Source organism: Pseudomonas sp. TNT2022 ID1044 (genome assembly GCF_028656895.1).
Taxonomy (GTDB): domain Bacteria; phylum Pseudomonadota; class Gammaproteobacteria; order Pseudomonadales; family Pseudomonadaceae; genus Aquipseudomonas; species Aquipseudomonas reinekei.
In genome coordinates this window covers 42,071-68,911 of the sequence record NZ_JAMDHB010000008.1, presented here as the reverse complement: position 1 = coordinate 68,911, position 26,841 = coordinate 42,071, and the positions used below count along the sequence as shown (strand labels likewise).

28 protein-coding genes are annotated in these 26,841 nt (G+C 59.4%); 12 read left to right on the top strand and 16 right to left on the bottom strand.

Annotated elements, in window-relative coordinates; genetic code table 11:
* Window positions 1–6 precede the first annotated feature (6 nt).
* On the bottom strand, window positions 7–600 hold the full coding sequence (locus tag M5G20_RS12195; protein ID WP_273919311.1) for a hypothetical protein: 594 nt from the start codon (window positions 598–600) through the stop codon (window positions 7–9).
* 14 nt (window positions 601–614) lie between these two features.
* Entirely contained in the window at window positions 615–1,481 is an 867-nt protein-coding gene (locus tag M5G20_RS12190; protein WP_273919310.1) for a GTPase, read from the bottom strand.
* Between the two features lie 372 nt (window positions 1,482–1,853).
* Here M5G20_RS12190 and M5G20_RS12185 point away from each other — a divergent pair, with 372 nt between their 5' ends.
* Entirely contained in the window at window positions 1,854–2,339 is a 486-nt protein-coding gene (locus tag M5G20_RS12185) for a hypothetical protein (protein ID WP_273919309.1), read from the top strand.
* Window positions 2,340–2,346: 7 nt separating this feature from the next.
* Here the strand turns inward: M5G20_RS12185 and M5G20_RS12180 are convergent, their stop codons facing one another.
* The 9 genes from M5G20_RS12180 to exaC all read right to left on the bottom strand — a co-directional run bounded on the left by M5G20_RS12180 (window position 2,347) and on the right by exaC (window position 11,994).
* Window positions 2,347–3,612, bottom strand: a complete 1,266-nt coding sequence (locus M5G20_RS12180; RefSeq protein WP_273919308.1) for a tyrosine-type recombinase/integrase — start codon at window positions 3,610–3,612, stop codon at window positions 2,347–2,349.
* A 384-nt stretch (window positions 3,613–3,996) separates the two neighbouring features.
* The gene (locus tag M5G20_RS12175; RefSeq protein ID WP_273919307.1) at window positions 3,997–4,749 is read right to left on the bottom strand and encodes a LexA family transcriptional regulator; all 753 of its coding nucleotides are present in this window, start codon (window positions 4,747–4,749) and stop codon (window positions 3,997–3,999) included.
* Between the two features lie 222 nt (window positions 4,750–4,971).
* Window positions 4,972–5,499 (bottom strand): inorganic diphosphatase, encoded by a 528-nt coding sequence (gene ppa, locus M5G20_RS12170; protein ID WP_273919306.1) that lies wholly within the window; start codon window positions 5,497–5,499, stop codon window positions 4,972–4,974.
* 113 nt (window positions 5,500–5,612) lie between these two features.
* A complete protein-coding gene (locus tag M5G20_RS12165) occupies window positions 5,613–6,425 on the bottom strand; it encodes a zinc-dependent peptidase (RefSeq protein WP_273919305.1) in 813 nt (270 codons plus the stop codon).
* A gap of 6 nt (window positions 6,426–6,431) precedes the next feature.
* Window positions 6,432–7,088 (bottom strand): DedA family protein, encoded by a 657-nt coding sequence (locus tag M5G20_RS12160; protein WP_150701623.1) that lies wholly within the window; start codon window positions 7,086–7,088, stop codon window positions 6,432–6,434.
* Window positions 7,089–7,326: 238 nt separating this feature from the next.
* Window positions 7,327–7,788, bottom strand: coding sequence for a GNAT family N-acetyltransferase (locus M5G20_RS12155; protein WP_150734631.1), 462 nt, complete (start codon window positions 7,786–7,788; stop codon window positions 7,327–7,329).
* Window positions 7,789–7,904: 116 nt separating this feature from the next.
* Window positions 7,905–8,729 (bottom strand): ethanolamine ammonia-lyase subunit EutC, encoded by an 825-nt coding sequence (eutC, locus tag M5G20_RS12150; protein WP_273919304.1) that lies wholly within the window; start codon window positions 8,727–8,729, stop codon window positions 7,905–7,907.
* Between the two features lie 8 nt (window positions 8,730–8,737).
* Entirely contained in the window at window positions 8,738–10,132 is a 1,395-nt protein-coding gene (locus M5G20_RS12145) for an ethanolamine ammonia-lyase subunit EutB (RefSeq protein ID WP_273919303.1), read from the bottom strand.
* A 341-nt stretch (window positions 10,133–10,473) separates the two neighbouring features.
* Complete coding sequence (gene exaC, locus M5G20_RS12140) at window positions 10,474–11,994, bottom strand: acetaldehyde dehydrogenase ExaC (protein ID WP_273919302.1); 1,521 nt, start codon at window positions 11,992–11,994, stop codon at window positions 10,474–10,476.
* Window positions 11,995–12,319: 325 nt separating this feature from the next.
* Here exaC and M5G20_RS12135 point away from each other — a divergent pair, with 325 nt between their 5' ends.
* From M5G20_RS12135 to M5G20_RS12120, 4 genes are all read left to right on the top strand, one after another.
* Entirely contained in the window at window positions 12,320–14,233 is a 1,914-nt protein-coding gene (locus M5G20_RS12135; protein WP_273919301.1) for a sigma-54-dependent Fis family transcriptional regulator, read from the top strand.
* A gap of 96 nt (window positions 14,234–14,329) precedes the next feature.
* The gene (gene mpl, locus M5G20_RS12130; RefSeq protein ID WP_075949048.1) at window positions 14,330–15,679 is read left to right on the top strand and encodes a UDP-N-acetylmuramate:L-alanyl-gamma-D-glutamyl-meso-diaminopimelate ligase; all 1,350 of its coding nucleotides are present in this window, start codon (window positions 14,330–14,332) and stop codon (window positions 15,677–15,679) included.
* Window positions 15,676–16,308, top strand: a complete 633-nt coding sequence (gene ubiX, locus M5G20_RS12125) for a flavin prenyltransferase UbiX (protein WP_075949049.1) — start codon at window positions 15,676–15,678, stop codon at window positions 16,306–16,308. The genes mpl and ubiX overlap by 4 nt, the downstream gene beginning before the upstream one ends.
* The gene (locus M5G20_RS12120; protein WP_273919300.1) at window positions 16,301–16,585 is read left to right on the top strand and encodes a YceK/YidQ family lipoprotein; all 285 of its coding nucleotides are present in this window, start codon (window positions 16,301–16,303) and stop codon (window positions 16,583–16,585) included. The genes ubiX and M5G20_RS12120 overlap by 8 nt, the downstream gene beginning before the upstream one ends.
* A gap of 57 nt (window positions 16,586–16,642) precedes the next feature.
* Here M5G20_RS12120 and M5G20_RS12115 read toward each other — a convergent pair whose 3' ends face one another.
* The 3 genes from M5G20_RS12115 to M5G20_RS12105 form a co-directional block, all read right to left on the bottom strand.
* Window positions 16,643–17,284 carry an oxidoreductase gene (locus M5G20_RS12115; RefSeq protein WP_075949051.1) on the bottom strand — a complete coding sequence of 214 codons (642 nt, stop codon included), beginning with the start codon at window positions 17,282–17,284 and terminating at the stop codon, window positions 16,643–16,645.
* Window positions 17,285–17,311: 27 nt separating this feature from the next.
* Entirely contained in the window at window positions 17,312–19,030 is a 1,719-nt protein-coding gene (locus tag M5G20_RS12110; RefSeq protein ID WP_273919299.1) for a C13 family peptidase, read from the bottom strand.
* Window positions 19,031–19,143: 113 nt separating this feature from the next.
* Window positions 19,144–19,599 carry a MaoC family dehydratase gene (locus M5G20_RS12105; protein ID WP_150701613.1) on the bottom strand — a complete coding sequence of 152 codons (456 nt, stop codon included), beginning with the start codon at window positions 19,597–19,599 and terminating at the stop codon, window positions 19,144–19,146.
* 197 nt (window positions 19,600–19,796) lie between these two features.
* Here M5G20_RS12105 and M5G20_RS12100 point away from each other — a divergent pair, with 197 nt between their 5' ends.
* From M5G20_RS12100 to M5G20_RS12085, 4 genes are all read left to right on the top strand, one after another.
* Complete coding sequence (locus tag M5G20_RS12100; protein ID WP_075949054.1) at window positions 19,797–20,159, top strand: CidA/LrgA family protein; 363 nt, start codon at window positions 19,797–19,799, stop codon at window positions 20,157–20,159.
* Window positions 20,156–20,872 carry an LrgB family protein gene (locus M5G20_RS12095; RefSeq protein ID WP_273919298.1) on the top strand — a complete coding sequence of 239 codons (717 nt, stop codon included), beginning with the start codon at window positions 20,156–20,158 and terminating at the stop codon, window positions 20,870–20,872. The genes M5G20_RS12100 and M5G20_RS12095 overlap by 4 nt, the downstream gene beginning before the upstream one ends.
* Window positions 20,873–20,883: 11 nt before the next feature.
* Window positions 20,884–21,474 (top strand): LON peptidase substrate-binding domain-containing protein, encoded by a 591-nt coding sequence (locus M5G20_RS12090; RefSeq protein WP_273919297.1) that lies wholly within the window; start codon window positions 20,884–20,886, stop codon window positions 21,472–21,474.
* Between the two features lie 116 nt (window positions 21,475–21,590).
* Window positions 21,591–21,752: a hypothetical protein gene (locus tag M5G20_RS12085; protein WP_191635257.1), complete on the top strand. Its 162-nt coding sequence runs from the start codon at window positions 21,591–21,593 to the stop codon at window positions 21,750–21,752.
* Window positions 21,753–22,022: 270 nt separating this feature from the next.
* Here the strand turns inward: M5G20_RS12085 and M5G20_RS12080 are convergent, their stop codons facing one another.
* Window positions 22,023–23,339, bottom strand: coding sequence for a bifunctional DedA family/phosphatase PAP2 family protein (locus M5G20_RS12080; RefSeq protein WP_273919296.1), 1,317 nt, complete (start codon window positions 23,337–23,339; stop codon window positions 22,023–22,025).
* A 79-nt stretch (window positions 23,340–23,418) separates the two neighbouring features.
* The gene (locus tag M5G20_RS12075; protein WP_273919295.1) at window positions 23,419–24,117 is read right to left on the bottom strand and encodes a DNA-3-methyladenine glycosylase; all 699 of its coding nucleotides are present in this window, start codon (window positions 24,115–24,117) and stop codon (window positions 23,419–23,421) included.
* 190 nt (window positions 24,118–24,307) lie between these two features.
* On the opposite strand from M5G20_RS12075, the gene M5G20_RS12070 reads away from it, so the two are divergent.
* From M5G20_RS12070 to rsfS, 3 genes are all read left to right on the top strand, one after another.
* Entirely contained in the window at window positions 24,308–25,579 is a 1,272-nt protein-coding gene (locus tag M5G20_RS12070; protein ID WP_273919294.1) for a glutamate-5-semialdehyde dehydrogenase, read from the top strand.
* Between the two features lie 46 nt (window positions 25,580–25,625).
* Window positions 25,626–26,270: a nicotinate-nucleotide adenylyltransferase gene (nadD, locus tag M5G20_RS12065; RefSeq protein ID WP_273919374.1), complete on the top strand. Its 645-nt coding sequence runs from the start codon at window positions 25,626–25,628 to the stop codon at window positions 26,268–26,270.
* A gap of 73 nt (window positions 26,271–26,343) precedes the next feature.
* Window positions 26,344–26,838, top strand: a complete 495-nt coding sequence (rsfS, locus tag M5G20_RS12060; RefSeq protein ID WP_150734645.1) for a ribosome silencing factor — start codon at window positions 26,344–26,346, stop codon at window positions 26,836–26,838.
* The last annotated feature ends 3 nt before the right edge of the window (window positions 26,839–26,841 follow it).

Here is a 26,841-nt window from a genome sequence, read left to right as displayed (position 1 = left end):
GATAGTTTACGCCTGGGGCAGAAGTTGACGTTTGAGTTGTTGCAGCCGCTCGATGCGCGATTGCGCGGCCTGTGCTTGAGCGAGCGCCGCATGGTCGCTGGCAGACGCATCGGCAGGAACAGTCACGGTTTCAAGCAGGTTCACCCCTTGCATGAAATGAATGATGTGCCCACCTTCCATCGCTGGGGACGACTGGAGGATGGCTTTGACCGTCTTGGCATAGCTCGACGTAGAGGACGCGGTGCTACGAATGCGTTGTTCGAGCTGATCACCTGTCACGCCATCTAGCGTTAATCGGGTCATTTTGCTCAAGCCTTCAGATACAGGATTGTGTTTGTCCGATGAGGATGCCAGCGCCGAGGCGGCCCTCCTGAGCTCAGCTTTGAGCTGTTCACGCCGCTCGCCCGCAAGCGATTGGACACGGGCCTTGAGGTTCTCGCGCTCCTGTTGGTGCCGGGCTTCCTGCTCCTGCTCACGCCGCTTGCTATCGTCGTAGGTTGTCGTGCTGTTCGAGGAAGAAGGGCTGTCGTCAGAAACAGCTTTGACAACGGCGGTTACGGCAGCGACTGCCGCAATGCCGATCAACCAGGGTAGAGGCATTGCAAATCTCCTTATTAGAGGCTGTCGAGTTTTTTACGGGTTTTCTGCATGTCGGACGTATGGTTTTTGAACGTCTGTTGAGCGCCGTGGACGAGCTCAACGAATGCTTTGGTTTTCACCACATACGGCTGGGTAACCTGCTCGATCAGCTTGATGTCCTGTTCTATTGCCACGTCGATACGTTCGCAGAGCTCAAGTGCCCGGCGTGCAAGCCGCTTTTGCCGGGCTGCTTCCAGCGAGTTCGTGAGGCTTTTCGATAGCATCTGCAGGTGCTGAACTAATGGCGGAATTCCGCTTTTGATGCACAGCCCTTCTTTTTTCTTCTCAACACCACTTTTGAATCGGGTGCTGGAGATGACGAAGCATTCTGGCATTGTGCCGAGATGGATCAAGGCCTGACGTTCGATCGTTTGCCGTACCTCGGCCAGGTCTGTGTCCTGAAGCTTGTCTAGTTGACTGATCACCAGTACTACGCGTTCGCCAACCTCGTCACCGTATGCATTGCGCAGTTGGTCGAGCAGCGCTACTTCTTCAGCGTCCAATTCGCCTGGTGGGGCATGAACGAAAAGCACGACATCAGCTTTATCGAGGCCTTCGTTTGCCTGCTGAGTATCGTCTGCGTCGATGCCCAGGCCCGGGGTATCGATAAGCACGTAGTCATTGAGCTCCAGTGCTTGATTGGTTCGGGTGGTGCGGATGTCACCTGTTTGGAAATGCTCGTCGCTGGCATGCCCGCTTAGCATATTGAGCAGTGAACTTTTCCCGGCTTTCACAAGGCCCCAGGCGGCGATGCGAGGCTTGGCCGGAGCGGCGTCGCTACGCTGGCTGGCGAAAAGCTGATACTCCGCTTCAAGCGCCTCGATTCGTTGTACTCGATCCATCAGTCCCTCCTGTCGCATTCCCATAACTGCCCAAGCAGCGCTTCTTTGTGCTGTGTAATTTCGAATCAGGCTAATAATGTCATATGGCCACAAAACTTGCTGCGTCGTTCGGTTTACCTTGAAGCGTTATCGGGTGCTGTGCTGAATACCTTAGAGTCGACATGCCTGTGTATTTAACCAGTACTCAGGCGCTGCACGTGTAACTGCTAGCGGTAGGGCTAGAACAAAAGTCGGCCAAGCTATTTTCTCGTCAGTAATTATTTGGCGACGACTCCATTTTTTTTGGTGGTGGCCTATTGGTACTATGCGAGTCGCGATTTTTGGTGATGGATATCGCTTGGTTATCAAGCGAACTCGCAGGAGCAGCAATACATGGTGGTAGTTATTGGTATCGTCGTCGCGTTGATTGGTTTTGCGATGATGTCCCGTCCTTTCAGGATTGGTTTCGCCCTCTATTTGGCCTTCCTGGCTTACTACATCTATCTCCATGGTGGTAAAGGGGATCTGGAAGAAGCGTCCACCGCACTTTCACTTGTGTCAGGGGCGGTAGGTCTTTTGGTCCTCGGCGCGGTGCTGGGGTGCATGCGGTCGAGTACTGGCAGCGAGTCGGAATACAAAGCCAAACGCAAGCGGGTATGGATTTTTCTGCTGAAGTTTGGGGGGGCATATGTTGTGTTTACCCAACTACTGACAGTGGCATTGTTTCTCAGCGGCGGCGGCCGCTCTTGGGGCGACTGGACAGCCGCAGGCTTCATGGTGAAATTGCTGCCATACAAGTGGGTTGGGTATTTGCTGATGTTGGGTGGGTACTACTGGCTGAAAAGCAAATTCCAAACGCCCCGGCCCCTTCGCACCTGACGCCGTTTTATCTCTTTACAGAACTGTCGAGCTTTAGCACCAACGGAGCCAAGGAATCGCCTGGTGCGATCTGCGTATTCGAGCAGAATGCTGCCCAGTCTTCCATGAGTGCTCTGCGCTTCTCTAAAAAATCAGAGCGGGAGTAGGCAGCTTCGGTTTGGTCGCGCTCATCATGAGCAAGTGCAAGCTCGCATATCTCGCGAGGATAGTGAGTGCACTCGTTTGCCCAGTCACGGAAGGTTGAGCGGAATCCATGTCGTGTGATCTCGTCATGCCCGAATTTATGCAGCAGGTTGCGCACAGCGTTAGCATGGATCACACCGCTTTGGCCTTGGCCTGGGAACAGATAAGGCGAGTCGGTACGGAACATACCTTGCAGTATTTCTATAGTCTGAGCGGCTAGAGGAATGACAAATGGCTTTCTCATTTTCATGCGCTCAGCTGGAAGCGCCCAGGTTCCTGCTGCGAGGTCGAACTCGGACCATTGAGCAAGACGGACCATATGGGATCTAGCGCCAGTCAGAATCAGTAGTCGGGCGGCGCAGGCGTCTCGGCCGTGATTTTGGGCTAGCTTATCCATCAATTTCGGCAGGTCGCGCCAGTGCATGGCGGGGAAGTGCTGGCGCTGTCGTGCTTTTTTCTTTTCCGAGTTGCTCAGAAGGTTTTCCAGGTGACCGCGCCAGCGAGCTGGATTGTCGCCTTCTCGTAAGCGACGAGACTTGGCCGCATCCAATATTTGCTCAATTTGGCCGCGCACCTCATCTGCTGTGCGGGTTTTGGTTGCCCAGATTGGATGCAGTACATTTAGCACATCTTCCGTTTGGATTGTGTCAGTCGACAGCTTGCCGATGATAGGGAACGCATAGAGTTCCAGCTTGCGTAGCCAACCTTTGCGCCACTTATCTGACCAACTGCTTCCATGTGCCTGCAGGTATTCGCCTGCGAGTTCCTCGAATGTCGTGCGACGTGCGGCAGCCTGGCGTTCTGCTTCGCGCTTCGCCTCCCTTTCGGCATCGCGGGTGGCGAGAGGGTCAGCGCCGGTAGCGAGTATCTTTCGTTGGTGTGCTGCGAGTTGGCGAGCTTCGCTGAGTGTCACGGTTGGGTAGGGGCCGAGACCCATTTCACGGCTTCGTCCATCCAGTTTGTAGCGAAAGATCCAGCTGGTGGTGCCGCTTTTGGATACTTGAAAATAAAGTCCGTCGCCGTCATTGGTTTTCCCTGGCGCGGATGTTTTAGCCAAGGACTCAATCGTCTTGCTCGTTAACTTGCCCATAGCGATTTCTCATCCGACCCACACGTTCCAACCCACACTCTGACCCACACCTTGGCGGCGGATTTTACGGGTCTTTCGTGGATCTCCTGAGACAGATAGTACGGGGTGAGCCCAGTAGTTTCTAGGGCTTGTAGACGTTGGTGGATTTCTGTGGGCATTAAAAAGCCGGCTTGTGGCCGGCTTCTCGGGGACTGGCTTGGATCATTTTTGGTAAACCGCGCCAGCCTTCAAAACGTACACCCGGATCTTGCGTCCGGCTGTGGGACTCGGCGAGACAATCATCTGCCTTGTCGGTGCGATCTGGGCCGCGGGGCGGGTCGATGCGCAAATGTGGGGCGCAGCATACTGATTTTTTTGGGGAATTCCCAGTCTGGTGTACGGGTGCTACAGAAATGGCACTTCCGGCCTGCGCTTGTTCAGTGTCGACCACCAGAACACCCAACCCAGGACTCTGATGTTCTGCTCCTCGATTTGCGCGGCCCTGAAGATTTCGTCCGGGTGCTCGGCGCTGTTGTGGCTGCGCATGCGCAACGCGTTGCCGGGGACTCGGTGCAGGTATTTGATTCGTAGCATGCCATCGTGCTCGATGGCGTAAATCTCGCCATCGACAATTTGCGTGAGTCCGCGATCAATGGCTAGCAATGAGCCGTCTTCGATTTTTTCGGTCATGCTGTTGCCGATCATGCGGGTGCAGATGGCATCCGCGTGCTTGATTTCCAGGGAGTCGAGATCGCTGCGCAGCATGCGGATGGATTGCTCGGGGTCTCTGATAATGTGGGTTTTGAGCTCGCCGGGTGTTATTGCCACTTCTTTATAGAAGGGCAGTTCCACGTCATTGGGTTCGATGACTCTGTAGGAGCCGCGCATTGCCTGAGCGTCGAAGGTGTTGCCGGAATCGTCGAGCACACGCAGTTCCATTGCGTCTTTGGGCCCTTCGCCAATTTTCAGCCACTTGATGTTGACGGACAGTTTCTTTGCGACTTCTTCCATGCGGTAGTGGGGCACTCCGCGGGTGTACCAGTTATGGACATTTTGTGGCTTGGGAATATTCAAGAATTCGGCAAATGCCGTCGTCGTGATATTCGCCTCTTCGAGGAGCATTTTGAATCGTGGACCGCAGGTTTTGTTCTTTTTCATAAACGCGAGTCTACCGGCGCCGCGTAAGGCTTTGGTTCAACGAGGCGTTCAAATTTCGCCAGAATTTTACGACCGGATGTAAGACGCTCCCGGGGAAAATTAAACAAGAAAAACCGAAGCCAATCTGGCCTAAACCGACGGTTTAATCAGGCTTTATGAGCGCCCACAAAAAACCCCGGATCAACCGGGGTTTTTCTTGAAGCTTGAATCTCGCAGCAGTGCTTAGCCTTTGTAGGCAGCAACCGACTTGGTGATCGCTTCGCGGGCGGCGTCTGCACCGGCCCAGCCTTCGATTTTCACCCATTTGCCTTTTTCGAGATCTTTGTAGTTCGCGAAGAAGTGCTCGATCTGCTGGATCAGCAGTGCTGGCAGGTCAGTGTATTCCTTCACGTCGACGTACAGCTGGGACAGCTTGTCGTGTGGAACAGCGATGACTTTGGCATCGCCACCGCCGTCGTCGGTCATGTTCAGGACGCCAACTGGACGAGCGCGGATCACCGAGCCTGGCGCAACCGGGTAAGGGGTCACGACCAGCACGTCGAGGGGGTCACCGTCGTCAGCCAGGGTGTTCGGGATGAAACCGTAGTTGGCCGGGTAGAACATTGGGGTGGCCATGAAACGGTCAACGAACAGGCAATCGCTGTCTTTGTCGATTTCGTATTTGATCGGCGCGTGGTTGGCCGGAATCTCGATCGCGACGTAGATGTCGTTCGGCAGGTCTTTGCCAGCCGGAATCTTGCTGTAGCTCATTGGGCGTTGCCCCCGTTAGTTGACCAAAAACACTTGGCCGGATTGACCAAAAAGTGGCGGCGATTATAGGCATATTCCTACGCCGACGCCATGTACCAGAGGTCGTGTAGACCTTAGTCGTGTGCCTGATAGACCGGATCATGGGCCTGAAGTTGCTTCAATCTCCCGAGCGGGTCCTGACGATAGAAAAGCTGCAACTGCTCATACACCTGCGGGTAAGCCTCATGCAGCAAATCCGGGGCACTGAAGAAGTATTCGCTGGTGACGGCGAAGAACTCGGCTGGGTTTTCCGCGGCATACGGGTCGATAGCGGTCTCGGCGTCCGGATTGCGTTCCAGTTGCCGGTCGAGATCGTCGTAGGCGTCCTGCATCACTTTGGCCCAGTCGCTGACCCGCATGTCGGCATGCAGCGGTGGCAGGCCGTTGGCATCACCGTTGAGCATGTCGAGTTTGTGTGCCAGTTCGTGGATGACCAGGTTGTAGCCTTCCCAGCCGCCGCTGGCCATCACGCCGGGCCAGGCGAGGATGATCGGCCCTTGCTGCCAGGCCTCGCCGCTGTGTTCGCCGTCCCATTCGTGTTCGACGCCACTGGCGTCACGATGACGCTGGGGGCTGAGGAAGTCGTCGGGGTAGAGGACGATTTCGTGAAAACCCTGGTACCAGTTCAGGTCCCCCAGGTTCATCAAAGGCAGTTGCGCCTGGGCGGCGAGCAGCAGGCGTTGTTCCTGGTGCAACTCGACACCGGGCAGGGCGGTCAGGTGTTTGTCTTCGAGGAACAGCACGCTGGCTTCACGCAGCCATTGGTCCTGGGCGGCGGTGATGCCGTCGAGAAAGGTCAGATGATGGCGCACCCGTTGCCACAGATCGTCGGCAATCGGGTGTCTGGCCAGGATGCGCCGGCGACGCCAGTCGCTCAGGGACCACATCTAAAGTCAGCGCGGGTGAGCTTTAGACGCTGCGTTGCCGAAGCGACTGCGCACGACCCCGATGATCATCGGCACCAGCGACAGCAGGATGATGCCGACGACCAGCAACGACAGGTTCGACTTGATGAACGGAACGTTGCCGAAGAAATAACCGAGGGTGACCAGGCCGCCGACCCAAAGGATCGTGCCCAGTACGCTGAACCCGAAGAAACGCGGGTAAGGCATCCGCGCAACGCCGGCGACGAATGGTGCAAACGTCCGGATGATGGGCAGGAAGCGCGCCAGGGTCACGGTTTTGCCACCGTGCTTTTCATAAAAGTCGTGAGTTTGCTGCAGATAGTCGCGGCGGAAGATCTTCGAGTTCGGATTGCTGAACAGGCGTTCGCCGGCCGTTCGTCCGATCACGTAGTTGGTGCTGTCGCCCAGTATCGCCGCCAGCATCAGCAGGCCCCCCAGCAGCACCGGGTCCATGCCGCCGCCTGCGGCGACTGCGCCGGCGATGAACAGCAGCGAGTCGCCCGGCAGGAATGGCATCACCACCAGGCCGGTTTCACAAAAGATCACCAGAAACAGAATGGCGTAGATCCATGGCCCGTAATTGGTTACCAGCAAATCGAGGTAAACATCGAGATGCAGGATAAGGTCGAGCGGGTTGAAATCCATGGAAAGCACCTGTGATAACGGTCCGGGTCTGCGGGCCTGTGCGGATGACTTCGCGAAAGCCTACGGAGGGGTGTAGTTTTTCTTACAAGCCGGAAGGTCGGCATTATACGAGTTGGGAGGTGAAAAGCGCGTCGAGATTGTAGCGGGGCATGTCGAGGGCGCGATGAGCTACCGAATGACAATTAATAACGTACAACGCTGCAGGCGCGAGCCTGCTCGCGCCTGCAGAATCTTCAACTTACAACTCGTCGCTGATCGGCAACACGTAGTTCTTGAACTCGGTGTCTTCCTTGAACCCGATGGATTCGTAGGTTTTCTGTGCCACTTCGTTGTCGCTGCTGGTGGACACCCGCATGCGCACGGCGTTGGTTTCCTTGGCCATTTTCTTAGCGGTGCGAATCAGGTTATCGGCGACCAACTGGCGGCGTGCGTCTTCGGCGACGTAGATGTCGTTGAGGATCCACACGCGTTTTAGCGAAAGCGATGAGAAGCTTGGGTACAACTGACAGAAACCCATCAGTTTGTTGTTGTCATCATCCGACAGGGCCAGGTAAATCACCGACTCCTTGCGACGCAGGCGCTTTTCGAGAAACGCCCGGGACGAGTCCGGGTACGGCAGGGAGCCGTAAAACTCGCGATATTTGACGAACAACGGGGTCAGCAGGTCCAGGTGTTCGAGGGTCGCTTGAATAATCCGCATGGTAGGTCTCGTCTTCAAGTGGCTGTCTTCACGTGCTCTGGCGGCAAAGGGTACACACTGGCAGCCGTCGGTCGATCCTGCCTGAAACTGGAACGAATGTGCAATGCGCAAGCGCTTCAGGCATCCGGCGGGCTGAGTAGGAAATTACCTTTCATATCCGCACCGGCGTCTGACTCCAGCGTCTGAACGTGCGCTTCGTCCTTCAGATTGACCCCGGATAGCTGCCGCCGACAGGCCTCGCGCATCAAATACTGCAAACGATGTGCCGCCATGCCGTAACTCAACCCTTCCAGACGCACATTGGAGATGCAGTTGCGGTAAGCGTCTGTCAGACCGACCTTTGGATTGTATGTGAAATATAACCCCAGGCTGTCCGGCGAGCTCAGGCCAGGGCGCTCGCCGATCAGAATTACCGTCATTTTGGCGCCGAGCAATTCGCCCACTTCATCGGCGACGGCAACGCGGCCCTGTTCCACCAGCACGACCGGGGCGACGGACCAGTTTTCGGCGCGAATCTGTTCCTCCAGCCGTGCCAGAAACGGCAACGTATGGCGATGAACGGCCAGAGCGGACAAACCATCGGCGACCACAATCACCAAATCGACGCCGCCCGGATGGGCCGAGGCGTGATCACGTAAGACTTGTGCCGACGCATCGCTCAGTTTTCGCCCGAGATCGGGACGTTGCAGATAGCTGTTCCGGTCGATTGCCGCGCTGTGCAGCAAAACACTTTCATGCCCGCGTTCGGCCAGTTGCGAGCGCAGTGCGCCATGGTCAAACGGCAGATGCACCGCATCCCGCGCCTGGGCGTGGGCGTATTGAAAGTCCAGCTGTGCGCGGGTGGGCAGGCTGGTGCCGGTGCGGCCAAGGGCAATGCGCGCGGGCGTCAGACGTCGTAGCTCCAGCCATGGGTTGTGGGGGTCGTAGGGTGGTTTTTCCATATCAACACTCATCCCAATTGCGCCAAGGCATGGCGGAACGCCGGTGGCAGGCTGTTGCCGAAGAGCACCCGGCCGTCCGCCTGGGTGAAGATGCCCATTTTCGCCAGCCACTGCTCGAACTCCGGCGCTGGCTTGAGCCCCAGGGTCTGCCGGGCATAGAGCGCATCGTGGAACGAGGTGGTCTGGTAATTGAGCATGATGTCGTCGGAACCGGGGATGCCCATGATGAAGTTGATCCCGGCCACGCCCAGCAGCGTCAGCAAGGTGTCCATGTCATCCTGGTCGGCCTCGGCGTGGTTGGTGTAACAGATGTCGCACCCCATCGGCACGCCCAGCAGCTTGCCGCAGAAGTGGTCCTCCAGGCCGGCGCGGATGATCTGTTTACCGTTGTAGAGGTATTCCGGGCCGATAAATCCTACGACGGTGTTCACCAGGAATGGATTGAAATGTCGCGCTACGGCGTAGGCCCGGGTCTCGCAGGTCTGTTGATCGACGCCATGATGGGCGTTGGCTGACAACGCGCTGCCTTGGCCCGTTTCGAAATACATCAGGTTTTGCCCGAGGGTGCCGCGATTGAGGCTCAACCCGGCGTCGTAACCTTCCTTGAGCACATTCAGATTGATGCCGAAGCTCGCGTTGGCAGCCTCGGTGCCGGCGATCGACTGGAACACCAGGTCCAGAGGCACGCCACGATTGACCGCTTCGATGGACGTGGTGACATGGGTCAGCACGCAGGCCTGGGTCGGAATTTCGTAGCGCTGGATGATCGCGTCGAGCATTTCCAGCATCGCGCAGATCGAGGCAATGCTGTCGGTGGCCGGGTTGATGCCGATCATGGCGTCGCCGTTACCGTGTAGCAGGCCATCGAGAATGCTCGCGGCAATGCCGGCCGGTTCGTCGGTGGGGTGGTTGGGCTGCAGGCGAGTGGACAGGCGGCCGCGCAGGCCGAGGGTGCCGCGAAATTGCGTGACCATGCGGATTTTCTGCGCCACCAGCACCAAATCCTGCACGCGCATGATCTTCGACACGGCTGCCGCCATTTCCGGGGTCAGGCCGGGGGCGAGGGTACGCAGGACCTGTTCGTCGGCGGCATCGCTGAGCAGCCAGTCGCGAAAGCCGCCCACGGTGAGGTGGCTGACGAGGGCGAAGGCCTGCTTGTCGTGGGTGTCGATGATCAGGCGGGTGACTTCATCGTCCTCGTAGGGAATCAGGACTTCCTGCAGGAAATGGCTCAGCGGAATATCGGCCAACGCCATTTGCGCCGCGACGCGCTCGCCATCGTTAAGGGCGGCGACACCGGCCAGAAAATCTCCGGACCGCGCCGGGCTGGCCTTGGCCATCACGTCCTTGAGGTTGTCAAAGTGATAGGTCTGGGCGCCGACGGAATGGGCATATACGGCCATGGGCGGTGTCCTCCAATTCTCTTGAGAGCACTGACAATGCCTGAGGGAGCGAGCTTGCTCCCACAAGGGGCCTTTGTGCACTGTGATAAAGCACGCATCGGAATATCCCGGTGCCGGTGTATTCAAATACTGTCGAGCATAGCGTCCTGCGGTGCCTGCGCGCATTCGGTTGGAAGTACAGATAGCCGACGCATTTGCCTGCAGAGCGAACAGGCAAGGCCCGTGCCAGAGCAGCCAGGCTGTGGGTGGTGTGTCGTTCGAAATGCCATCGCCCGCCAGCCGGCTTCTACAGGTATACGAGGTCTGTAGGAGACGGCTGGCGGGCGATAGCAATGACGCGGTTAGAAGAAGCCCAGCGGATTGATGTCGTAGCTCACCAGCAGGTTTTTGGTCTGCTGATAGTGGTCGAGCATCATCTTGTGGGTTTCACGGCCGACGCCGGATTTCTTGTAACCACCAAACGCGGCGTGCGCCGGGTACAGGTGGTAGCAGTTGGTCCACACACGACCGGCCTTGATGGCGCGGCCCATGCGATAGGCGCGGTTGATGTCGCGGGTCCAGAGGCCGGCGCCGAGGCCGAACTCGGTGTCGTTGGCGATGGCCAGGGCTTCGGCTTCATCCTTGAAGGTGGTGATGCTCACCACCGGGCCAAAGATTTCTTCCTGGAACACGCGCATTTTGTTGGTGCCCTTGAGCAGGGTCGGCTGGATGTAATAACCGGAAGCCAGGTTGCCCTCGAGTTTTTCCACCTTGCCGCCGGTCAGCAGCTCGGCGCCTTCGCCCTTGGCGATTTCCAGGTACGAAAGAATCTTGTCGAATTGCTGCTCGGACGCCTGGGCGCCGACCATGGTGTCGGTGTCCAGCGGGTCGCCACGTTTGATCGACAGGACTTTTTTCATGACTTCTTTCATGAAATCGTCGTAGATCGACTCCTGTACCAGCGCACGGGAAGGGCAGGTGCAGACTTCGCCCTGGTTGAAGAACGCCAGCACCAGGCCTTCGGCGGCTTTTTCGATGAAGGACGGCTCGGCCTTCATGATGTCTTCGAAGAAGATGTTCGGCGATTTGCCACCCAGCTCCACGGTGGACGGAATGATGTTTTCGGCCGCGCATTTCATGATGTGCGAACCCACCGGGGTCGAGCCGGTGAAGGCGATCTTGGCGATGCGTTTGCTGGTGGCCAGGGCTTCGCCTGCCTCTTTGCCGAAACCCTGGACGATGTTCAACACGCCCGGTGGCAGCAGGTCGCCGATCAGTTCGATCAGCACGGTGATGCCCAGCGGCGTTTGCTCGGCAGGCTTGAGCACCACGCAGTTACCGGCGGCCAGGGCCGGGGCGAGTTTCCAGGCAGCCATCAGGATCGGGAAGTTCCACGGGATGATTTGCCCGACCACGCCCAGGGGTTCATGGATGTGATAAGCCACGGTGTGGCCGTCGATCTCGGCAGCGCTGCCTTCCTGGGCGCGGATGCAGCCGGCGAAGTAGCGGAAGTGGTCGGCGGCCAGCGGGATGTCGGCGTTGAGGGTTTCGCGAACGGCTTTGCCGTTGTCCCAGGATTCGGTGATTGCCAGCAGTTCCAGGTTTTGCTCGATGCGGTCGGCGATTTTCAGCAGCACCAGCGAGCGCGCCTGGGCGGACGTGGCGCCCCAGGCATCGGCCGCTGCGTGGGCAGCGTCCAGGGCCTTGTCGATGTCTTCGGCCGTGGAGCGGGGGAATTCGGCAATCGGTTGGCCATTCACTGGCGAGGTATTGGTGAAGTACTGACCTTTGACAGGCGCGACGAACTCGCCGCCGATGTAGTTACCGTATTTGCTCTTGAACGAAACGATAGCGCCTTCAGTACCGGGGTGAGCGTAACGCATGATGTTTTCTCCTTGGCTTTTTGTATTTGTAAGGAAGAGCGCATGGGCGCTTGCTATAAGCGTAGAGCAAAGGTCGGGCCACTGCCCCGCAGCTCAGGCAAATCAAGGCCTTGCGCATTTTTTCTCGGACGGGCGGGTGGCGCCTGTGACGCTTTCGGTACACCCTCTGTGACAGTTTGTACCGCTTATGGCACATCCTGTGACTGACGCGTCTTGCCAGCATTGCAATGCGCGCCCGGCTGGAGGATGCTCGGCGACGGGACGCCACAAGGTGCGTGCCCATTCCTTTAAGGGCGGGCACTGCTTTCGGGGAGAATAATAAGAAATGCACGACAATCATTTGAGTCGCCATGCCCAGCAAGTGTTGACCGTCAAGCAGGGGAAAACCCACCTGCACGGTCCAGGCAGCGATCCGTCCATCGCCCGTTCCTGGCTGCGCTGTCTTGAGGATTATCACCTCGACCCGGCCCTGACCATGGCGCCGACGGTGCTGGAGCATGGGCGCGTCCTCGAAAGCCGTGAGCGCCTGCAGCAAGTGCTGCACATCGCCGGCAATGAAATGACCAGCTTGCATCAGCAACTCTCCGGCGCCGGTCATGCGGTGCTGTTGACCGACGCGCGCGGGGTGATCCTCAATTGCGTGACGGCCCCCACCGAACGGAAGATTTTCGAGCGTGCCGGGCTCTGGCTCGGCGCCGACTGGAGCGAAGCCTGCGAAGGCACCAACGGTATCGGCACCTGCCTGGTGGAGCGCCAGGCGCTGACCATTCATCAGGACGAACACTTCCGTGGTCGTCACACGGGCCTGACCTGTTCGGCGAGCCCGGTGTTCGACCCGCATGGAGAACTGCTGGCAGTGCTCGACGTGTCCTCGGCGCGGAACGATGTTTCGCGTCAGAGTCAGTTTCACACCATGGCCCTGGTCAATCTTTCGGCGAAGATGATTGAGAGTTGCTATTTCCTGCGATGTTTCGACAACCAGTGGCTGCTGCGTTTTCATTTGCAGGCCGAGTCCGTCGGGCTGTTCAGCGAAGGGCTGCTGGCGTTTGACGGCGAGGGGCGGATCAGCGCGGTCAACCAGAGCGCCCTGAACCTGCTGGGCGTCGTGCGCGGCGGCTTGCTGGGCAAACCGGTGGAAGCGTTTTTCGACTGCTCGCTGGATGAATTGCTCGGCCGCGCGAGCATCAATGCCAGTGCGAGCTGGCCGTTGCGAACCCGTGACGGGCGCCGACTGTTCGCCGTGTTGCGCGGTGAGTCGCGCCGCATCCCGGTGCCGCTGGTGCCTGCTCCGGTTATTGAGGACCGGGCCGCGCTGGCTGGCATCTGCCTGGGCGACAGCGGTTTGCAGACGGACTTTCGCAAGGCCTTGCGCGTCTATGAGCGGGACGTGCCGCTGCTGATCAACGGTGAAACCGGCTCGGGCAAAGAGGCCTTCGCCAAAGCGGTCCATCAGGCCAGTCAACGCGCGGAAAAAGCTTTCGTTGCCCTCAACTGCGCAGCCATTCCTGAAAGCCTGATCGAGAGCGAATTGTTCGGCTATCGCGGCGGCAGCTTCACCGGCGCACGCAAGGAAGGCATGCGCGGCAAGCTGCAGCAGGCCGATGGCGGCACCTTGTTCCTCGATGAAATCGGCGACATGCCGCTGGCTCTGCAGACACGGTTGTTGCGGGTGCTGGAAGACCGCCTGGTGGTGCCGATCGGCGGCGAGCCGGAATTGGTCAACGTACGGATCATCAGCGCCACCCACCGCAATCTGCTGGAACGGGTGCAGGACGGCAGCTTCCGCGAGGATTTGTATTACCGGCTCAACGGCCTGGAGGTGGCACTGCCGGCATTGCATGAGCGCAGTGACAAATCACAACTGCTCGACTTTTTACTGGCCGAAGAAGCGCGCGGTGAAACGGTGGTGATTGATGAGCCGGCACGGGAAGCCTTGCTGGGGTTTGCCTGGCCGGGCAACGTGCGGCAGTTGCGCAATGTGTTGCGCACGTTGGCGGCGTTGTGTGACGACGGGCGGATCGGGTTGGAAGATTTGCCGGCGATGATTCGTTCGGCCCGGTCGGCGGTGGCGCAGGTGGTCGAAGAGCCATCGGGGCATCCGCTGGAGGACGCCGAACGGCTCGCGTTGCTCAATGCGCTGGAGCAGACGCGCTGGCATATGACCAATACCGCCGAGCAGCTTGGCGTAAGCCGCAACACCCTCTATCGAAAACTGCGTAAACACGGTATCGCCCGGTAAAGCGCCCTCGCCACAGTGATCGCGGTTAATCTCAGCTAAAGAGTGCGAATTTTTCCACCCTAAGCTAACCTGCGGCCATGTTTTACGAGGTCGACTATGCACATTCATATTCTTGGTATCTGCGGCACTTTCATGGGTTCGATGGCGGTTCTGGCCAAAGAGCTGGGCCATCACGTGACCGGCTCCGATGCCAACGTCTACCCGCCGATGAGCACGCAGCTTGAGGCTCAAGGCATTGAGTTGACCCAAGGCTACGATCCGTCGCAACTCGACCCGGCCCCTGACCTGGTGGTGATCGGCAACGCCATGTCCCGTGGCAATCCGGCGGTCGAATACGTACTGAACAAAGGCCTGCCTTATGTCTCCGGTCCGCAATGGCTGGCCGATCACGTGCTGCAAGGTCGCTGGGTGCTGGCGGTTGCCGGTACCCACGGTAAAACCACCACCAGCAGCATGCTTGCCTGGGTGCTGGAGCACGCGGGCATGAGCCCGGGCTTCCTGATCGGCGGTGTGCCGCAGAACTTCTCGGTGTCGGCGCGTCTGGGCGATACGCCGTTCTTCGTCATTGAAGCCGATGAATACGACAGTGCCTTCTTCGACAAGCGTTCCAAGTTCGTTCACTACCGTCCGCGCACGGCAATCCTGAACAACCTGGAATTCGACCACGCCGATATTTTCCCCGATCTGCCGGCCATCGAACGCCAGTTCCACCATTTGGTGCGGACCATCCCGAGCGAAGGCCTGGTGATCCATCCGACCACTGAGCCAGCCTTGCAACGCGTCATCGACATGGGTTGCTGGACCCCGGTGCAAACCACCGGCGCGGGCGGGCAGTGGCAGGTCAAGTTGCACAGCGAAGACGGTTCGAAGTTTGAAGTGATGTTCGAAGGCGTTTCCCAAGGCGTGGTGGAGTGGGACATGACCGGCCAGCACAACGTCGCCAACGCCCTGGCCACATTGGCTGCCGCGCGCCACGTGGGTGTGGTGCCGTCCATGGGTATCGCCGCATTGAGCGCCTTCAAAAGCGTAAAGCGGCGGATGGAAAAAGTCGCGGAAGTCCGTGGCATCACCATTTACGACGACTTCGCACATCACCCGACCGCAATCGCGACGACACTGGATGGCCTGCGCAAACGCATCGGCGACGCCCCGTTGATCGCGATCATCGAGCCGCGGTCCAACTCGATGAAGCTCGGCGCGCACCGTGACGGCTTGCCGGAAAGCGTGGTCGATGCCGATCAGGTGATCTGGTACGCACCGGCCAACCTCGGCTGGGACCTGGCCGGCACCGCGGCGTTGTGCACCGTGCCATCGATCGTCAGCGATTCGCTGGAAGGCATCATCGAACGCGTGAAGAGCCAGGCCCAGCCCGGCACTCACGTGGTGATCATGAGTAACGGCGGCTTCGGTGGCCTGCACGGCAAACTCGCCGAGGCGCTGAAATGAACAACGGTCCGGACCGCATCACGCTGGCGATGACGGGGGCGTCTGGCGCCCAATACGGCTTGCGTCTGCTCGACTGCCTGGTGCGCGAAGACCGCGAAGTGCACTTCCTGATTTCCAAGGCTGCGCAGTTGGTGATGGCCACGGAAACCGACGTGACGCTGCCGGCCAAGCCACAAATGATGCAGGCCTTCCTCACCGAATACACCGGCGCTCAGGCCGGGCAGATTCGCGTGTACGGCAAGGAAGACTGGATGTCGCCGGTGGCTTCGGGCTCCGGCGCACCAGCGGCGATGGTGGTGGTGCCGTGCTCGACGGGCACCTTGTCGGCCATCGCCACGGGCGCCTGCAACAACCTGATCGAACGCGCTGCCGACGTAACGCTCAAGGAGCGTCGCCAGCTGATTCTGGTGCCCCGTGAAGCGCCGTATTCGAGCATTCACCTCGAGCACATGCTCAAGTTGTCGAACATGGGCGTGACGATTCTGCCGGCCTCGCCGGGCTTTTATCATCAGCCGCAAACCATCGACGATTTGATCGATTTCGTCGTGGCGCGAATCCTTAATCTGCTGAACATTCCCCAGGACATGCTGCCACGTTGGGGCGAGCACCATCTGACCAGCGATGAATAAGCTGTTGGTGGTTGTGCTGGCATTGCAGCTGGCCGGATGCGCCACGGCGCGCACGCTGGATGCGGCCAAGCCGGGCGCGCCGGTGGTGTACGCCGGAACGCGGCTGGATTTGTATGCGTTGAATGGCGGTTGCTGCGCGAAGGATCGTTTCGGCGCGGAGGCGCCGAGCTATCCGGGTTTGGATCTGCCGGCCAGTGCGTTGCTCGACACGCTGCTGTTGCCGCTGTCGTTGCTGACGGTGATCGGCGTAAGTTTTCAGGCGACGGGCGGGCTGTAGGGGCAAGCCTGGCTTTTGTGGCGAGGGAGCAAGCTCCCTTGCCACAAGGTTCGTCGATTATTTACCCAACTTCCTCAATTCATCCGACTCGACAATCCGCACCCCGTCTTGCTCTTCCAGCGCCAGGCGCCACATCGCACGGGCCAGCTGGCAGGCTTCGATGCCATGGTATTTGCCGGGGATCAGCCGAGACAGCGGGCCGGCGACTTTCTCCGCCAGGCGCGGTTCGAGCCGCTCGCCCAATAGCAGTGATGGTCGGCAAATGGTCAGTTGCGGCCAGTCCTGCGCGCGCAATGCGTGCTCCATCTCGCCTTTGACCTTGTTGTAGAAAATCGAGGACCGTCGATCGGCTCCCAGCGCACTGATGACGATCAGGTGCCGTGCGCCCATCTCCCGCGCGCGTTTGCCAAAAGCCACGACCATGTCCAGGTCTACGGCGCGAAATGCCTCTTCGGAGCCGGCTTGTTTGATGGTGGTGCCCAGGCAGCAGTAGGCGATATCGACCCGGCCGTTCAACTGCGGCAGAAACACCGCCGGGTCGCCGACCGGGTTTTCAAGGTGCGGATGCTTGGCCAGCGGCCGGCGTGAGGGGGCCAATACTCGCGATATCGTTGGCTCGTTGAGCAAACGATCAAGTAGATGTTCACCGGTCAAACCGGTGGCTCCGGCAAGCAGCACATGCTGAGGCGTCAAGTACATAGTGTTTCTCCCTTGATACTGATCAGCTTAGTTGTTCTTTGCGTCCTTGTTGTCAATGGAGACACTTTGTAGCGCTTTTCGTGCCTGTTGTTTACGCAGAAGCTGCCAGTGTGAGAGGACGGTTTTCGGTGCCCAGATCTGCGGCTCGGAGGCTTCGAAGTTGTCGGCCAGTTCCCGCTCGGCGACGGTGGCCTTGGCCAGCTTGAAGGCTTGCTCCAGGTCGTCGGTCTGGTTCAATGCCTGGGCGAACAAGGCCTCGCCGAAGTAGGTGAAATTGGCTTCCTCAGAACAGCCGAATGACACACGGTCGGCCCGCGATGCGGTCATGATCAGGGTGCGCTCGTCTTTGAGGGCGGGGATGAAGCCCCCTGAGTAGCACGTCGAAATCACGACGATCTTGTCACGGTTCTTCAGCGGGGCGAGGACGGCCGCCAGCTCATCCGCCGGCAGATCGGCCAGCTCCATGCGCGGCTGGTCGAGTACCAGTTCGTGTTCGCTGGTGCCGTGGCTGGTCAGGTAGATGAAGATCAGGTCTTCCGGGCCACTGCGCTCGGCCAGGGTAAGCGCGGCGCGGCGCAGGTTTTCCCGGGTGGCCATCGGCCGGTCGCCGAGGTGGTCGCGATGATTGACCAGGCGGATCTGGCCAAAGGCGCCGAATCGACTGGTGAGCATGTTGGCGACATAGTCGGATTCGCGCAGGAACACACTCTGCTTGCCGTCGCCGCCGAGGGTCAGGGTGTACAGCTCTATCGCTGGCGTCGAGGCCGGTACGTTGCCCAGTGCGTCTTCAAGCAGGCGCCCCTGGGCCAGCAGGCCGAGTTCGAGGGTGTCCGGCAGCAACTTGCCATCGGCATCGCGCACGCGCTGGCCGTTGACCCACATGCCGCTGAGCACCGAGCCATCGGTCAGCACCAGAGTGCCGCGCCCTTGATAGCTGTCGCTGTCGAACTGGCCGACGTAGAAACTGCCGTCGGCCAGGTTCAGTCGGCCCTGACCGCTGAAGCGCCAGTCATTGAAGTGGCCGATGTAATGACTGCCGTCTGCGCCGATCAACTCGCCTTTGCCGTTGAGCGAGCCTTCCTTGAATTGACCCAGCCAGACGTCGCCATCGGCGTTTTCGTAGCGACCTTTGCCGTGCAGTTGATTGTTCTTGAATCCACCGACGTAGATATCGCCGTCGGCGCTGTTGAATGTTCCTTTGCCTTCCAGCTGACCGTCGACGAAGTGCCCGGTGTACTGGTTGCCGCTGGCGTCGCCGCGCTGGCCTTCGCCGTTGGGTTTGCCGTGGGCGAACTGGCCTTGATAGGCGCTGCCGTCATCGAGTTCGAGACGGCCAAGCCCGGAAAATTGATCGGCCTTAAACTCGCCGCGGTAGGTCATGCCGTTTTCTTTGAGGGTGCCTTCACCGTCGCGACGACCGAGTTTGAAGCCGCCGTTGTAGCTGCTGCCGTTGGTAATCAGTGTGCCTTGACCGTCGAACAAGCCCTGATTGAACTGCCCGCGAAAGACCTCGCCATTGCTGCCGTGCCATTCACCCTGGCCGTGCCATTGGCCCTTGTCGAATTCGCCGGCGTACCAGCTGCCGTTCGGGTAATCGATCCGGCCCTGTCCCTGCAGCAAGCCGTTGACCATGTCGCCGCGATAGCGTCCGCCGTCCGGCAGGCGGGCGTCAGGCGGCAGCAGCGATTCGCCGTCACCGCAAGCGGTGAGCATCAGGGTCAAGGCAATGAGTGCAAGTAAGCGCATAGCGGGTTCCGGGCAATTAGGCGACCGAGTATGCCGCAGCTATGTGTCCTTATACAGTCGATACAGAGGCAGGAAGCGCGAAACAGCGGGAGCTGTTTCGCATCCCGAAAGATTTATACGAAGCAGAGTGACAGCGGTTCGGCGATGTACGCCGGTTTGTCCGAACCTTCGATTTCCAGTGTGGCGGTGGCCTTGAGCAGCCATTGGCCGGGCTTTTTCTCCGTGACTTCGGTCAGGTCGACCTTGAGACGCACTTTCGAATTGACCTTGACCGGCTGAATGAAACGCACGCTGTCCAGGCCATAGTTGACCACCATTTTCAGGCCTTCAGGCAGGACGAGAATGTCTTCCATCAGTTTTGGAATCAGCGACAGCGACAGGAAGCCATGGGCGATGGTGCTGCCAAAGGGCGTTTGCGCGGCTTTGACCGGGTCGACATGGATGAACTGATAATCCCCGGTGGCTTCGGCGAACAGGTTGATACGCTCCTGATCAATGGTGAGCCATTCGGAACGTCCGAGTTCCTTGCCGACATAATCATTGAGCTCTGCAACTGGAACATAGGGCATTGAGACTCTCCTTGGGTTCATCGGTTTTATAGTTTTTTTTGAGGTGGGGGATTTGACCTCCCGGATTACCACTTTAGATCAACATGGCAATTCGCTCCGGTCAACCGACCATGCTTTTGGCGAATGCCGATGTATAGGGCAGGCATGCTTATAATGCCCGGGCCAATGCGGGTGAACGGATTTGCGGGAGATTAAAGATGTTGTTACGTGGCCTGACCTGGCTGGTGCTGTTCCAATTGCTCGGCACCGCGATCAACCATTTGTTTTTGCCGTTCTTGCCGGGGCCGATCATCGGCCTGCTGCTGTTGCTGGTGTTTCTGATCAGCCGGGGGCAGGTCGGTGAGCCGCTGAACCTGGCGGCCAGCAGCCTGTTGCGCTACCTGCCCTTGCTGCTGGTACCGCCGGCCGTGGGCGTGATGGTGTATGCCGCCGACATCGCCGCGGACTTCTGGGCCATTGTCGGCGCGCTGTTCCTGTCGCTGCTGCTGTCGATGGCGTTCGCCGGTGTGTTGATGCAGCGGCTGGTCAAACGCCACGTTCATCCCGAGGACAGCCAATGATCTTCGACTGGCACGGCGCCTGGACGTCGGTGATTCATCATCCCCTGTTCGGCATCGGCATCACCCTCGGCGCCTATCAGCTGGTATTGGCCGCCTACGAGAAAACCCGCTGGATCTTTTTGCAGCCGGTGCTGGTCTCCATGTTGCTGGTGATCGGTGTATTGGTGGGCTGCGGCCTGACCTATGTCGAGTACCGCAAGAGCACCGAGATCCTCAGTATCCTCCTGGGGCCGGCGACGGTCGCGCTGGCTGTGCCGCTTTACCTGAATCTGCGGCGGATTCGGCAGTTGTTCTGGCCGATATTTACTACGCTGGTGATAGGCGGTGTGGTCGCCACCGTCCTGGGTGTGCTGCTGGGCTGGTGGTTCGGAGCCGAGCACATGATCCTGATGACCATGGCGCCGAAGTCGGTCACCTCGCCGATTGCGATGTTGGTGGCCGAGCAGATTGGTGGTGTCGCCGCGTTGGCCGCGGTGTTTGTGTTGATCACCGGGGTGATCGGCGCGATCTTTGGTCCGAGTCTGTTGACCCGGCTCGGCGTCCACAGCCCCGAGGCCCGGGGCATGGCGCTGGGCATGACCGCCCACGCAGTCGGCACGGCGGTGGCGATGCAGGAAAGTGAAGAATGTGGCGCCTTCGCGGCGCTGGCGATGAGTTTGATGGGCGTGGCCACGGCGGTGTTGCTGCCGTTGGCGGTGTCGATGGTGGTGTAAAGGAAATGTCTATGAGCCTGCCGCTTTTCCCGCTGAACACAGTGTTGTTTCCCGGTTGCATCCTCGACTTGCAGATTTTCGAGGCGCGCTACCTCGACATGATCGGTCGCTGCATGAAACAGGGTGGCGGCTTCGGCGTGGTCTGCATTCTCGACGGCGAAGAAGTCGGCATCGCCCCGGCGGGGTACGCGCTGGTCGGCTGCGAAGCGCTGATCACCGACTTCAAGACCCAGGACAATGGTCTGTTGGGTATTCGGGTTCAGGGCGGGCGGCGCTTCAACGTACTGCGCACCGAATTACAGCGGGACCAGTTGATCGTGGCCGAGGTCGAGTGGCTGGACGAAGAGCCGGAACAGCCGCTGCAGGATGAAGATGCCGATCTGGTGGCCTTGCTCAAGGCCTTGGCTGAACATCCGATGGTTGAAGCGCTGAACATGGGCACTGAAGCCACCGGGCAGCAGTCGCTGGCCAATCAGTTGGCTTACCTGTTGCCCTTCGCCGAACTCGACAAGATCGACTTGCTGCAACTCGATGATCCGCAGCAACGACTGGATGCGATTCAAGCGCTACTGGATGAGTTGCAGGGCGAGTTGTTTGCCTGAGCAGCAATTGGCAATGATTGGACTGGATCGCCAGCATTGAAGAGTGCGAAGGATATATTTAGTTTGCGTATGTCCACACGAAGTGGCCAATTTCATTACTAAAAGGAATTACAACCATGACGATCTACACAACCGAACGTGCTGCCTGGGAAGCCGCTGCCGTGGGCTACATGCTTAAACATGCCAGCTACATGCAGCCTTTTGAGGCCACCGCAGCCGTCGCAGGTCAAGTCGCCGATGCCCTGATTCTTGAAATGCGCAAGCGTCAAAGTGCTTGAGCGTCGATGAGCTGAAGATGTTCTAAGAAACACCCCGGCCTGACAGGTCGGGGTGTTTTTTTTCAAGGTTTTTTTGCCCGCTGTATTCCGATCAAACACCTGCATCTCCGTTGATGCGTTATCACCGCGCTCCCCTTGTAGGGGCCGGCTTGCTGGCGATGGCGGCTGTTCAAACGACAGCGCTGTTCCTGATACACAGCTATCGCCAACAAGCCGGCTTCTACGGATTTCGCGTTATCTGTGTTTCCCGGGAATACGTGAAGAATCTTTTTAATAGGCGTACCGCAGCATCGTGTGCGGTAAATGCCGTAATACGAAGAATCCGAACATAGCCACCAGCGACGGCAATATCAGCCACCAGATTCTTGGCGACATCGGATTGAGCGATGCCTTGCGCTGGATCAGCCACAGGCTCGCCGCGCACACGCATGCCGCCAGCATCGCACCTGCTAACACATCCGTTGGCCAATGGGCGCCGAGGTACACCCGCGACAGGGCGATCGCCAGCGCCGGCAGACAAGCCACCAGCAACCAGGTCAGGCGCATCCGCGGGGGTTGACCGCGGCCCGCCAGCACGGCCAGGGTCAGGAACAGCGCAAAGGCACCTGATGCATGGCCACTGGGCATGCTGTAGCTGGTCAGGGGGTCGCTCAATACCTCCGGGCGCATGCGGGCGAAAAAGTTTTTGGTGGCGGTGTTGGCCAACGCGGTGCAAAGCAGCGTACTGCAAGCGAAGATCGCCTGGCGCCATTGTCGGGTGATCAGCAGCAGCGCCACCAGCAGGGCACTGAACAACAGCATATTGCGGAATTCGCCGATCAGCGTGAGTATCACGGCCACTTCATCCAGCACGGGCTTGCGATGTTCCTGGACCAGGGTCATGACGCCTTGATCCAGCGCGGTCAGATGGGGAAAACCGATAAACAGCCCGGCGAGAATCAGCAGGCTCATCCCGGTAATGAATACCGTGGCGTTGCGATGTCGACGCAAACTGCTGGTCACGCTCAATCCAATCATGACGGCGATGGCGCCGGCAACGATCCCGGCCTCCGGCCAGAAACCTTCTGGCAGCGGCAAACGAATGGCTGCGCCGGTGGCCCAGCCTGGCAGCAGATACGCCATCGACCATCCGGCGCCAGCCAGCAGGCTGACGGCGAAGAAGCGCGGGAAGGGCATGTCGAACATTCCGGCCACCATCGGCAGCATGGGGCGCAGCGGGCCGATAAAGCGTCCGACCAACAGGCTGGCGATGCCGTAGCGATGGAAGTACGACTCCGCCCCGGCGATCCACTCGGGGTGATGGCGCAAGCCTGGCAGGCGTCGGATGTTCTGATGGAAGTGGCGTCCGAGGAAATACGACACCACATCACCCAGTACGCCTGCGAGGAAGCCCAGCAACAGCGTTTCACTCAGCGACAACGCGCCACTGCCGGCCAGTACCGCGACGGCAAACAGCAATACCGTGCCGGGCACGATCAGGCCGGCAATCGCCAGACATTCGATAAAAGCCACGATGAACACCGCTGCCGCCAGCCATTGCGGGTTGACCGTCAGCCAACCGGTCACGCTATCGAGCCATGGGCCCATAAAAACAACTCCATTGAAATTTCAGTCCGCCCCTTGTGTTAGCAAGCAGGCTCGTTACCACAGGGGATCTTTCCCATTCTCACGTCAGCACAAAATAGTCGCGCCCTTCGACCTGTCCCCGTCGCAGCGGGTTCCGCGTGCACCAGGCAGCGTAGGTCGCGTCGACAAAGCGGTACATCAAATGTTCGTCTCGCCCATGGGGGATGCCCAGGCGCGTGGTCTGGATGATCTGCGCAGGGGGCTGGCCGACGTCCTCAACCAGCAGCACCTCGTGGTCGAAGCGTTTGGCATCCCAGACCGGCACCTTCAAACCCAGCGACTTACACAGCAGCGTTTGCCCGGCGCAGAGCTTTTGCGACGGGCGGGGGCGGCCCTGGGCGTCGGGGTTGTTCAGCAGCATCTGCGCCAGGCTCGCCGGCCCGCTCAGTTCATCGACCCACGGATAGGCCGATTTGATCAGCACCGCGTTGCCCGGGCCCTGGGCACTGAAGTTCAGGGAGTCGCCACCACGAGCGTAATACATGTAAATGTGCCCGCCATCCAGAAACAAAGCCTTACGTTTTTCCGTGTAGCCGAGGGACGCATGGCTGCCTTTTTCGGCGCAGTAATAGGCTTCGGTTTCGATGATCCGGGCGCTGAGCCACAGTTCGCCAACTCGATGACGAATGACTTTTCCGAGCAGGTCCCGGGCGAGAATTTGCGCGTCGCGGTCGAAAAATGCGTCCGGAAGGCCCATAGGCAGGCCCGCAGCGGACGTTCGGACAGTCAGGTTGGACATGATGAACAGTGTTTATCAGGGCTGATTGAGTCGTGATGATAACAATTTGCAGCTTAATCCCGGCTGAACGTCGGCAATTTGCCCTCCATTTCGACCATCCGCCTGTCACCGCTGTTAGTCAGGAGGCACGACAGCTATAATCTGCCGCTTTACTCTTTACCAAGACCTTAGAAAAGACCACGCCCAGACCATGACCGAGTCCGTTGTTGACTACATGACCCGCTTGGGTCGCGCCGCCCGCGAAGCGTCTCGCGTGATTGGCCGCGCCAGCACAGCGCAGAAAAACCGCGCCCTGCAGGCTGCCGCCAACGCACTGGACGCCGCCCGCGCCGAGCTGACTGCAGCCAATGAGCTGGACTTGGCGGCCGGTCGCGCCAGTGGTCTTGAGCCGGCGCTGCTTGAGCGTCTGGCGCTGACCCCGGCGCGCATCGACGGCATGATCGTCGGTTTGCGCCAGGTGGCCGCGCTGCCGGACCCGGTTGGTGCGATCCGCGACATGAGCTTCCGTCCGTCGGGTATCCAGGTCGGCAAGATGCGCGTGCCATTGGGCGTGATCGGGATCATCTACGAATCCCGTCCCAACGTGACCATCGACGCCGCCAGCCTGTGCCTGAAGTCCGGAAACGCAACCATCCTGCGCGGCGGTTCCGAAGCCATTCATTCCAACCGTGCCATCGCTGCGTGCATTCAACGCGGCCTGGCCGAGGCCGATTTGCCGGCCGCCGTGGTGCAAGTCGTCGAAACCACTGACCGTGCTGCCGTTGGCGCGCTGATCACCCTGCCTGAATACGTCGATGTCATCGTGCCTCGCGGCGGTCGAGGCCTGATCGAACGTGTCAGTCGTGACGCCCGCGTGCCAGTGATCAAGCACCTGGACGGCATCTGCCACGTTTATGTAGGCGAACACGCCGATCTGGCGAAAGCCCGGCGCATCGCGTTCAACGCCAAGACCTACCGTTATGGCATCTGCGGTGCCATGGAAACGCTGCTCGTCGACCAAACCGTTGCCAACGATTTCTTGCCCGCGATGGCAGCCCAGTTCCGCGAAAAAGGCGTCGAACTGCGTGGCTGCGAACGCACCCGGGCGATCATCGATGCCGTGCCGGCCAGCGAAGAAGACTGGAGCACGGAGTATCTGGCGGCGATTCTGTCGATCCGCGTGGTCGACGGCCTGGAGCAGGCCATCGAGCACATCAACCATTACGGCTCGCACCACACCGATTCGATTGTCAGCGAACACCAGGGCGACACCCGGCGTTTCGTGGCTGAAGTCGATTCGTCGTCGGTGATGATCAACACCCCGACCTGCTTCGCCGATGGTTTTGAATACGGATTGGGTGCCGAGATCGGCATTTCTACTGATAAGCTGCACGCCCGCGGCCCGGTCGGCCTCGAAGGCCTGACCTGCGAGAAGTATGTCGTGGTCGGTGATGGCCAGCTGCGCGGACAGGAGCCGGCCTGACTTGGGCGACTTCGACCCGTCAGCCCCGTCGACCGTCAGCGAGCCATTGCCTCGCCGTATTGGCGTGCTGGGCGGAACGTTCGACCCGGTGCACATCGGTCATTTGCGTGGTGCGCTGGAAGTCGCCGAAACCCTGGCGCTCGATGAACTGCGCCTGACACCCAGTGCCAGGCCGCCCCATCGGGATACGCCGCAGGTATCGGCGCAGGACCGCTTGGCGATGGTCGAGTGCGCGGTGGCCGGCGTGGCACCGTTGGTGGTGGATGACCGCGAATTGCAGCGGGACAAACCGTCCTACACCATTGATACCCTGGAGTTGATGCGTGCCGAAATGGCCGTAGAGACCCAGGTTTTTCTGCTTTTGGGCTGGGACGCATTTTGCGGCCTGCCCACTTGGCACCGCTGGGAAGAGTTGCTCCAGCATTGCCATATCCTGGTGTTGCAACGCCCGGATGCCGACAGCGAACCGCCGGATGCCTTGCGCAACCTGCTGGCAGCGCGCTCGGTGAGCGACCCGCTGGCCCTCAAAGGGCCGAGCGGACAGATTGCATTCGTCTGGCAGACACCGCTCGCGGTATCCGCCACCCAGATCCGTCAACTGCTGGCCAGCGGTAAGTCGGTACGTTTCCTGGTGCCCGACGCGGTCCTGGCCTACATCGATGCGCACGGACTCTACCGTGCGTCGAACTGAACAGGAGTGCCTCAAGGCACGTAGCAACAACGTGTATTGAAGCGCCCGAACATACGAGCAAAACGAGTTTTATATGACGAACAACGACGTAAACAAAGTTAAGCGCAAAGGCACGTTCAAGAGTGCCCCGCTGCCTGAGAAGGTCCTGGCTGCCGAGCCGCCTAAAGGCGACGAGCTGGTCAAGATCGCCGTAGCGGCACTGGAAGACGTCAAGGCCCAGGACGTGCTGGTCATCGATGTCCGCGACAAGCAGAGCATCACCGACTTCATGATCATCGCCACCGGTACCTCCAACCGCCAGATCGGCGCGATGCTGGACAAGGTTCGCGAAGCCGTCAAAGCCCTGGGCATCAAGCCGCTGGGTGAAGAAGGCAAGGGCGACAGCGACTGGGTACTGCTGGACATGGACGATGTGATCGTTCACATGATGACCTCCAACGCCCGTCAGTTCTACGACCTGGAGCGCCTTTGGAAAGGTGCCGAGCAGAGCCGTGCCGCTGACGGCAAACACCACAGCCCTGAAGTTGGTCACGAGCATTTCAACAAGCTCAACAAAGACCAGGAATAAGGA

Coding starts and splice junctions, on each gene's coding strand:
- M5G20_RS12195 (WP_273919311.1), bottom strand. CDS start 600: ATGCCTCTACCCTGGTTGATCGGCATTGCGGCAGTCGCTGCCGTAACC.
- M5G20_RS12190 (WP_273919310.1), bottom strand. CDS start 1,481: ATGGATCGAGTACAACGAATCGAGGCGCTTGAAGCGGAGTATCAGCTT.
- M5G20_RS12185 (WP_273919309.1), top strand. CDS start 1,854: ATGGTGGTAGTTATTGGTATCGTCGTCGCGTTGATTGGTTTTGCGATG.
- M5G20_RS12180 (WP_273919308.1), bottom strand. CDS start 3,612: ATGGGCAAGTTAACGAGCAAGACGATTGAGTCCTTGGCTAAAACATCC.
- M5G20_RS12175 (WP_273919307.1), bottom strand. CDS start 4,749: ATGAAAAAGAACAAAACCTGCGGTCCACGATTCAAAATGCTCCTCGAA.
- ppa (WP_273919306.1), bottom strand. CDS start 5,499: ATGAGCTACAGCAAGATTCCGGCTGGCAAAGACCTGCCGAACGACATC.
- M5G20_RS12165 (WP_273919305.1), bottom strand. CDS start 6,425: ATGTGGTCCCTGAGCGACTGGCGTCGCCGGCGCATCCTGGCCAGACAC.
- M5G20_RS12160 (WP_150701623.1), bottom strand. CDS start 7,088: ATGGATTTCAACCCGCTCGACCTTATCCTGCATCTCGATGTTTACCTC.
- M5G20_RS12155 (WP_150734631.1), bottom strand. CDS start 7,788: ATGCGGATTATTCAAGCGACCCTCGAACACCTGGACCTGCTGACCCCG.
- eutC (WP_273919304.1), bottom strand. CDS start 8,729: ATGGAAAAACCACCCTACGACCCCCACAACCCATGGCTGGAGCTACGA.
- M5G20_RS12145 (WP_273919303.1), bottom strand. CDS start 10,132: ATGGCCGTATATGCCCATTCCGTCGGCGCCCAGACCTATCACTTTGAC.
- exaC (WP_273919302.1), bottom strand. CDS start 11,994: ATGCGTTACGCTCACCCCGGTACTGAAGGCGCTATCGTTTCGTTCAAG.
- M5G20_RS12135 (WP_273919301.1), top strand. CDS start 12,320: ATGCACGACAATCATTTGAGTCGCCATGCCCAGCAAGTGTTGACCGTC.
- mpl (WP_075949048.1), top strand. CDS start 14,330: ATGCACATTCATATTCTTGGTATCTGCGGCACTTTCATGGGTTCGATG.
- ubiX (WP_075949049.1), top strand. CDS start 15,676: ATGAACAACGGTCCGGACCGCATCACGCTGGCGATGACGGGGGCGTCT.
- M5G20_RS12120 (WP_273919300.1), top strand. CDS start 16,301: ATGAATAAGCTGTTGGTGGTTGTGCTGGCATTGCAGCTGGCCGGATGC.
- M5G20_RS12115 (WP_075949051.1), bottom strand. CDS start 17,284: ATGTACTTGACGCCTCAGCATGTGCTGCTTGCCGGAGCCACCGGTTTG.
- M5G20_RS12110 (WP_273919299.1), bottom strand. CDS start 19,030: ATGCGCTTACTTGCACTCATTGCCTTGACCCTGATGCTCACCGCTTGC.
- M5G20_RS12105 (WP_150701613.1), bottom strand. CDS start 19,599: ATGCCCTATGTTCCAGTTGCAGAGCTCAATGATTATGTCGGCAAGGAA.
- M5G20_RS12100 (WP_075949054.1), top strand. CDS start 19,797: ATGTTGTTACGTGGCCTGACCTGGCTGGTGCTGTTCCAATTGCTCGGC.
- M5G20_RS12095 (WP_273919298.1), top strand. CDS start 20,156: ATGATCTTCGACTGGCACGGCGCCTGGACGTCGGTGATTCATCATCCC.
- M5G20_RS12090 (WP_273919297.1), top strand. CDS start 20,884: ATGAGCCTGCCGCTTTTCCCGCTGAACACAGTGTTGTTTCCCGGTTGC.
- M5G20_RS12085 (WP_191635257.1), top strand. CDS start 21,591: ATGACGATCTACACAACCGAACGTGCTGCCTGGGAAGCCGCTGCCGTG.
- M5G20_RS12080 (WP_273919296.1), bottom strand. CDS start 23,339: ATGGGCCCATGGCTCGATAGCGTGACCGGTTGGCTGACGGTCAACCCG.
- M5G20_RS12075 (WP_273919295.1), bottom strand. CDS start 24,117: ATGTCCAACCTGACTGTCCGAACGTCCGCTGCGGGCCTGCCTATGGGC.
- M5G20_RS12070 (WP_273919294.1), top strand. CDS start 24,308: ATGACCGAGTCCGTTGTTGACTACATGACCCGCTTGGGTCGCGCCGCC.
- rsfS (WP_150734645.1), top strand. CDS start 26,344: ATGACGAACAACGACGTAAACAAAGTTAAGCGCAAAGGCACGTTCAAG.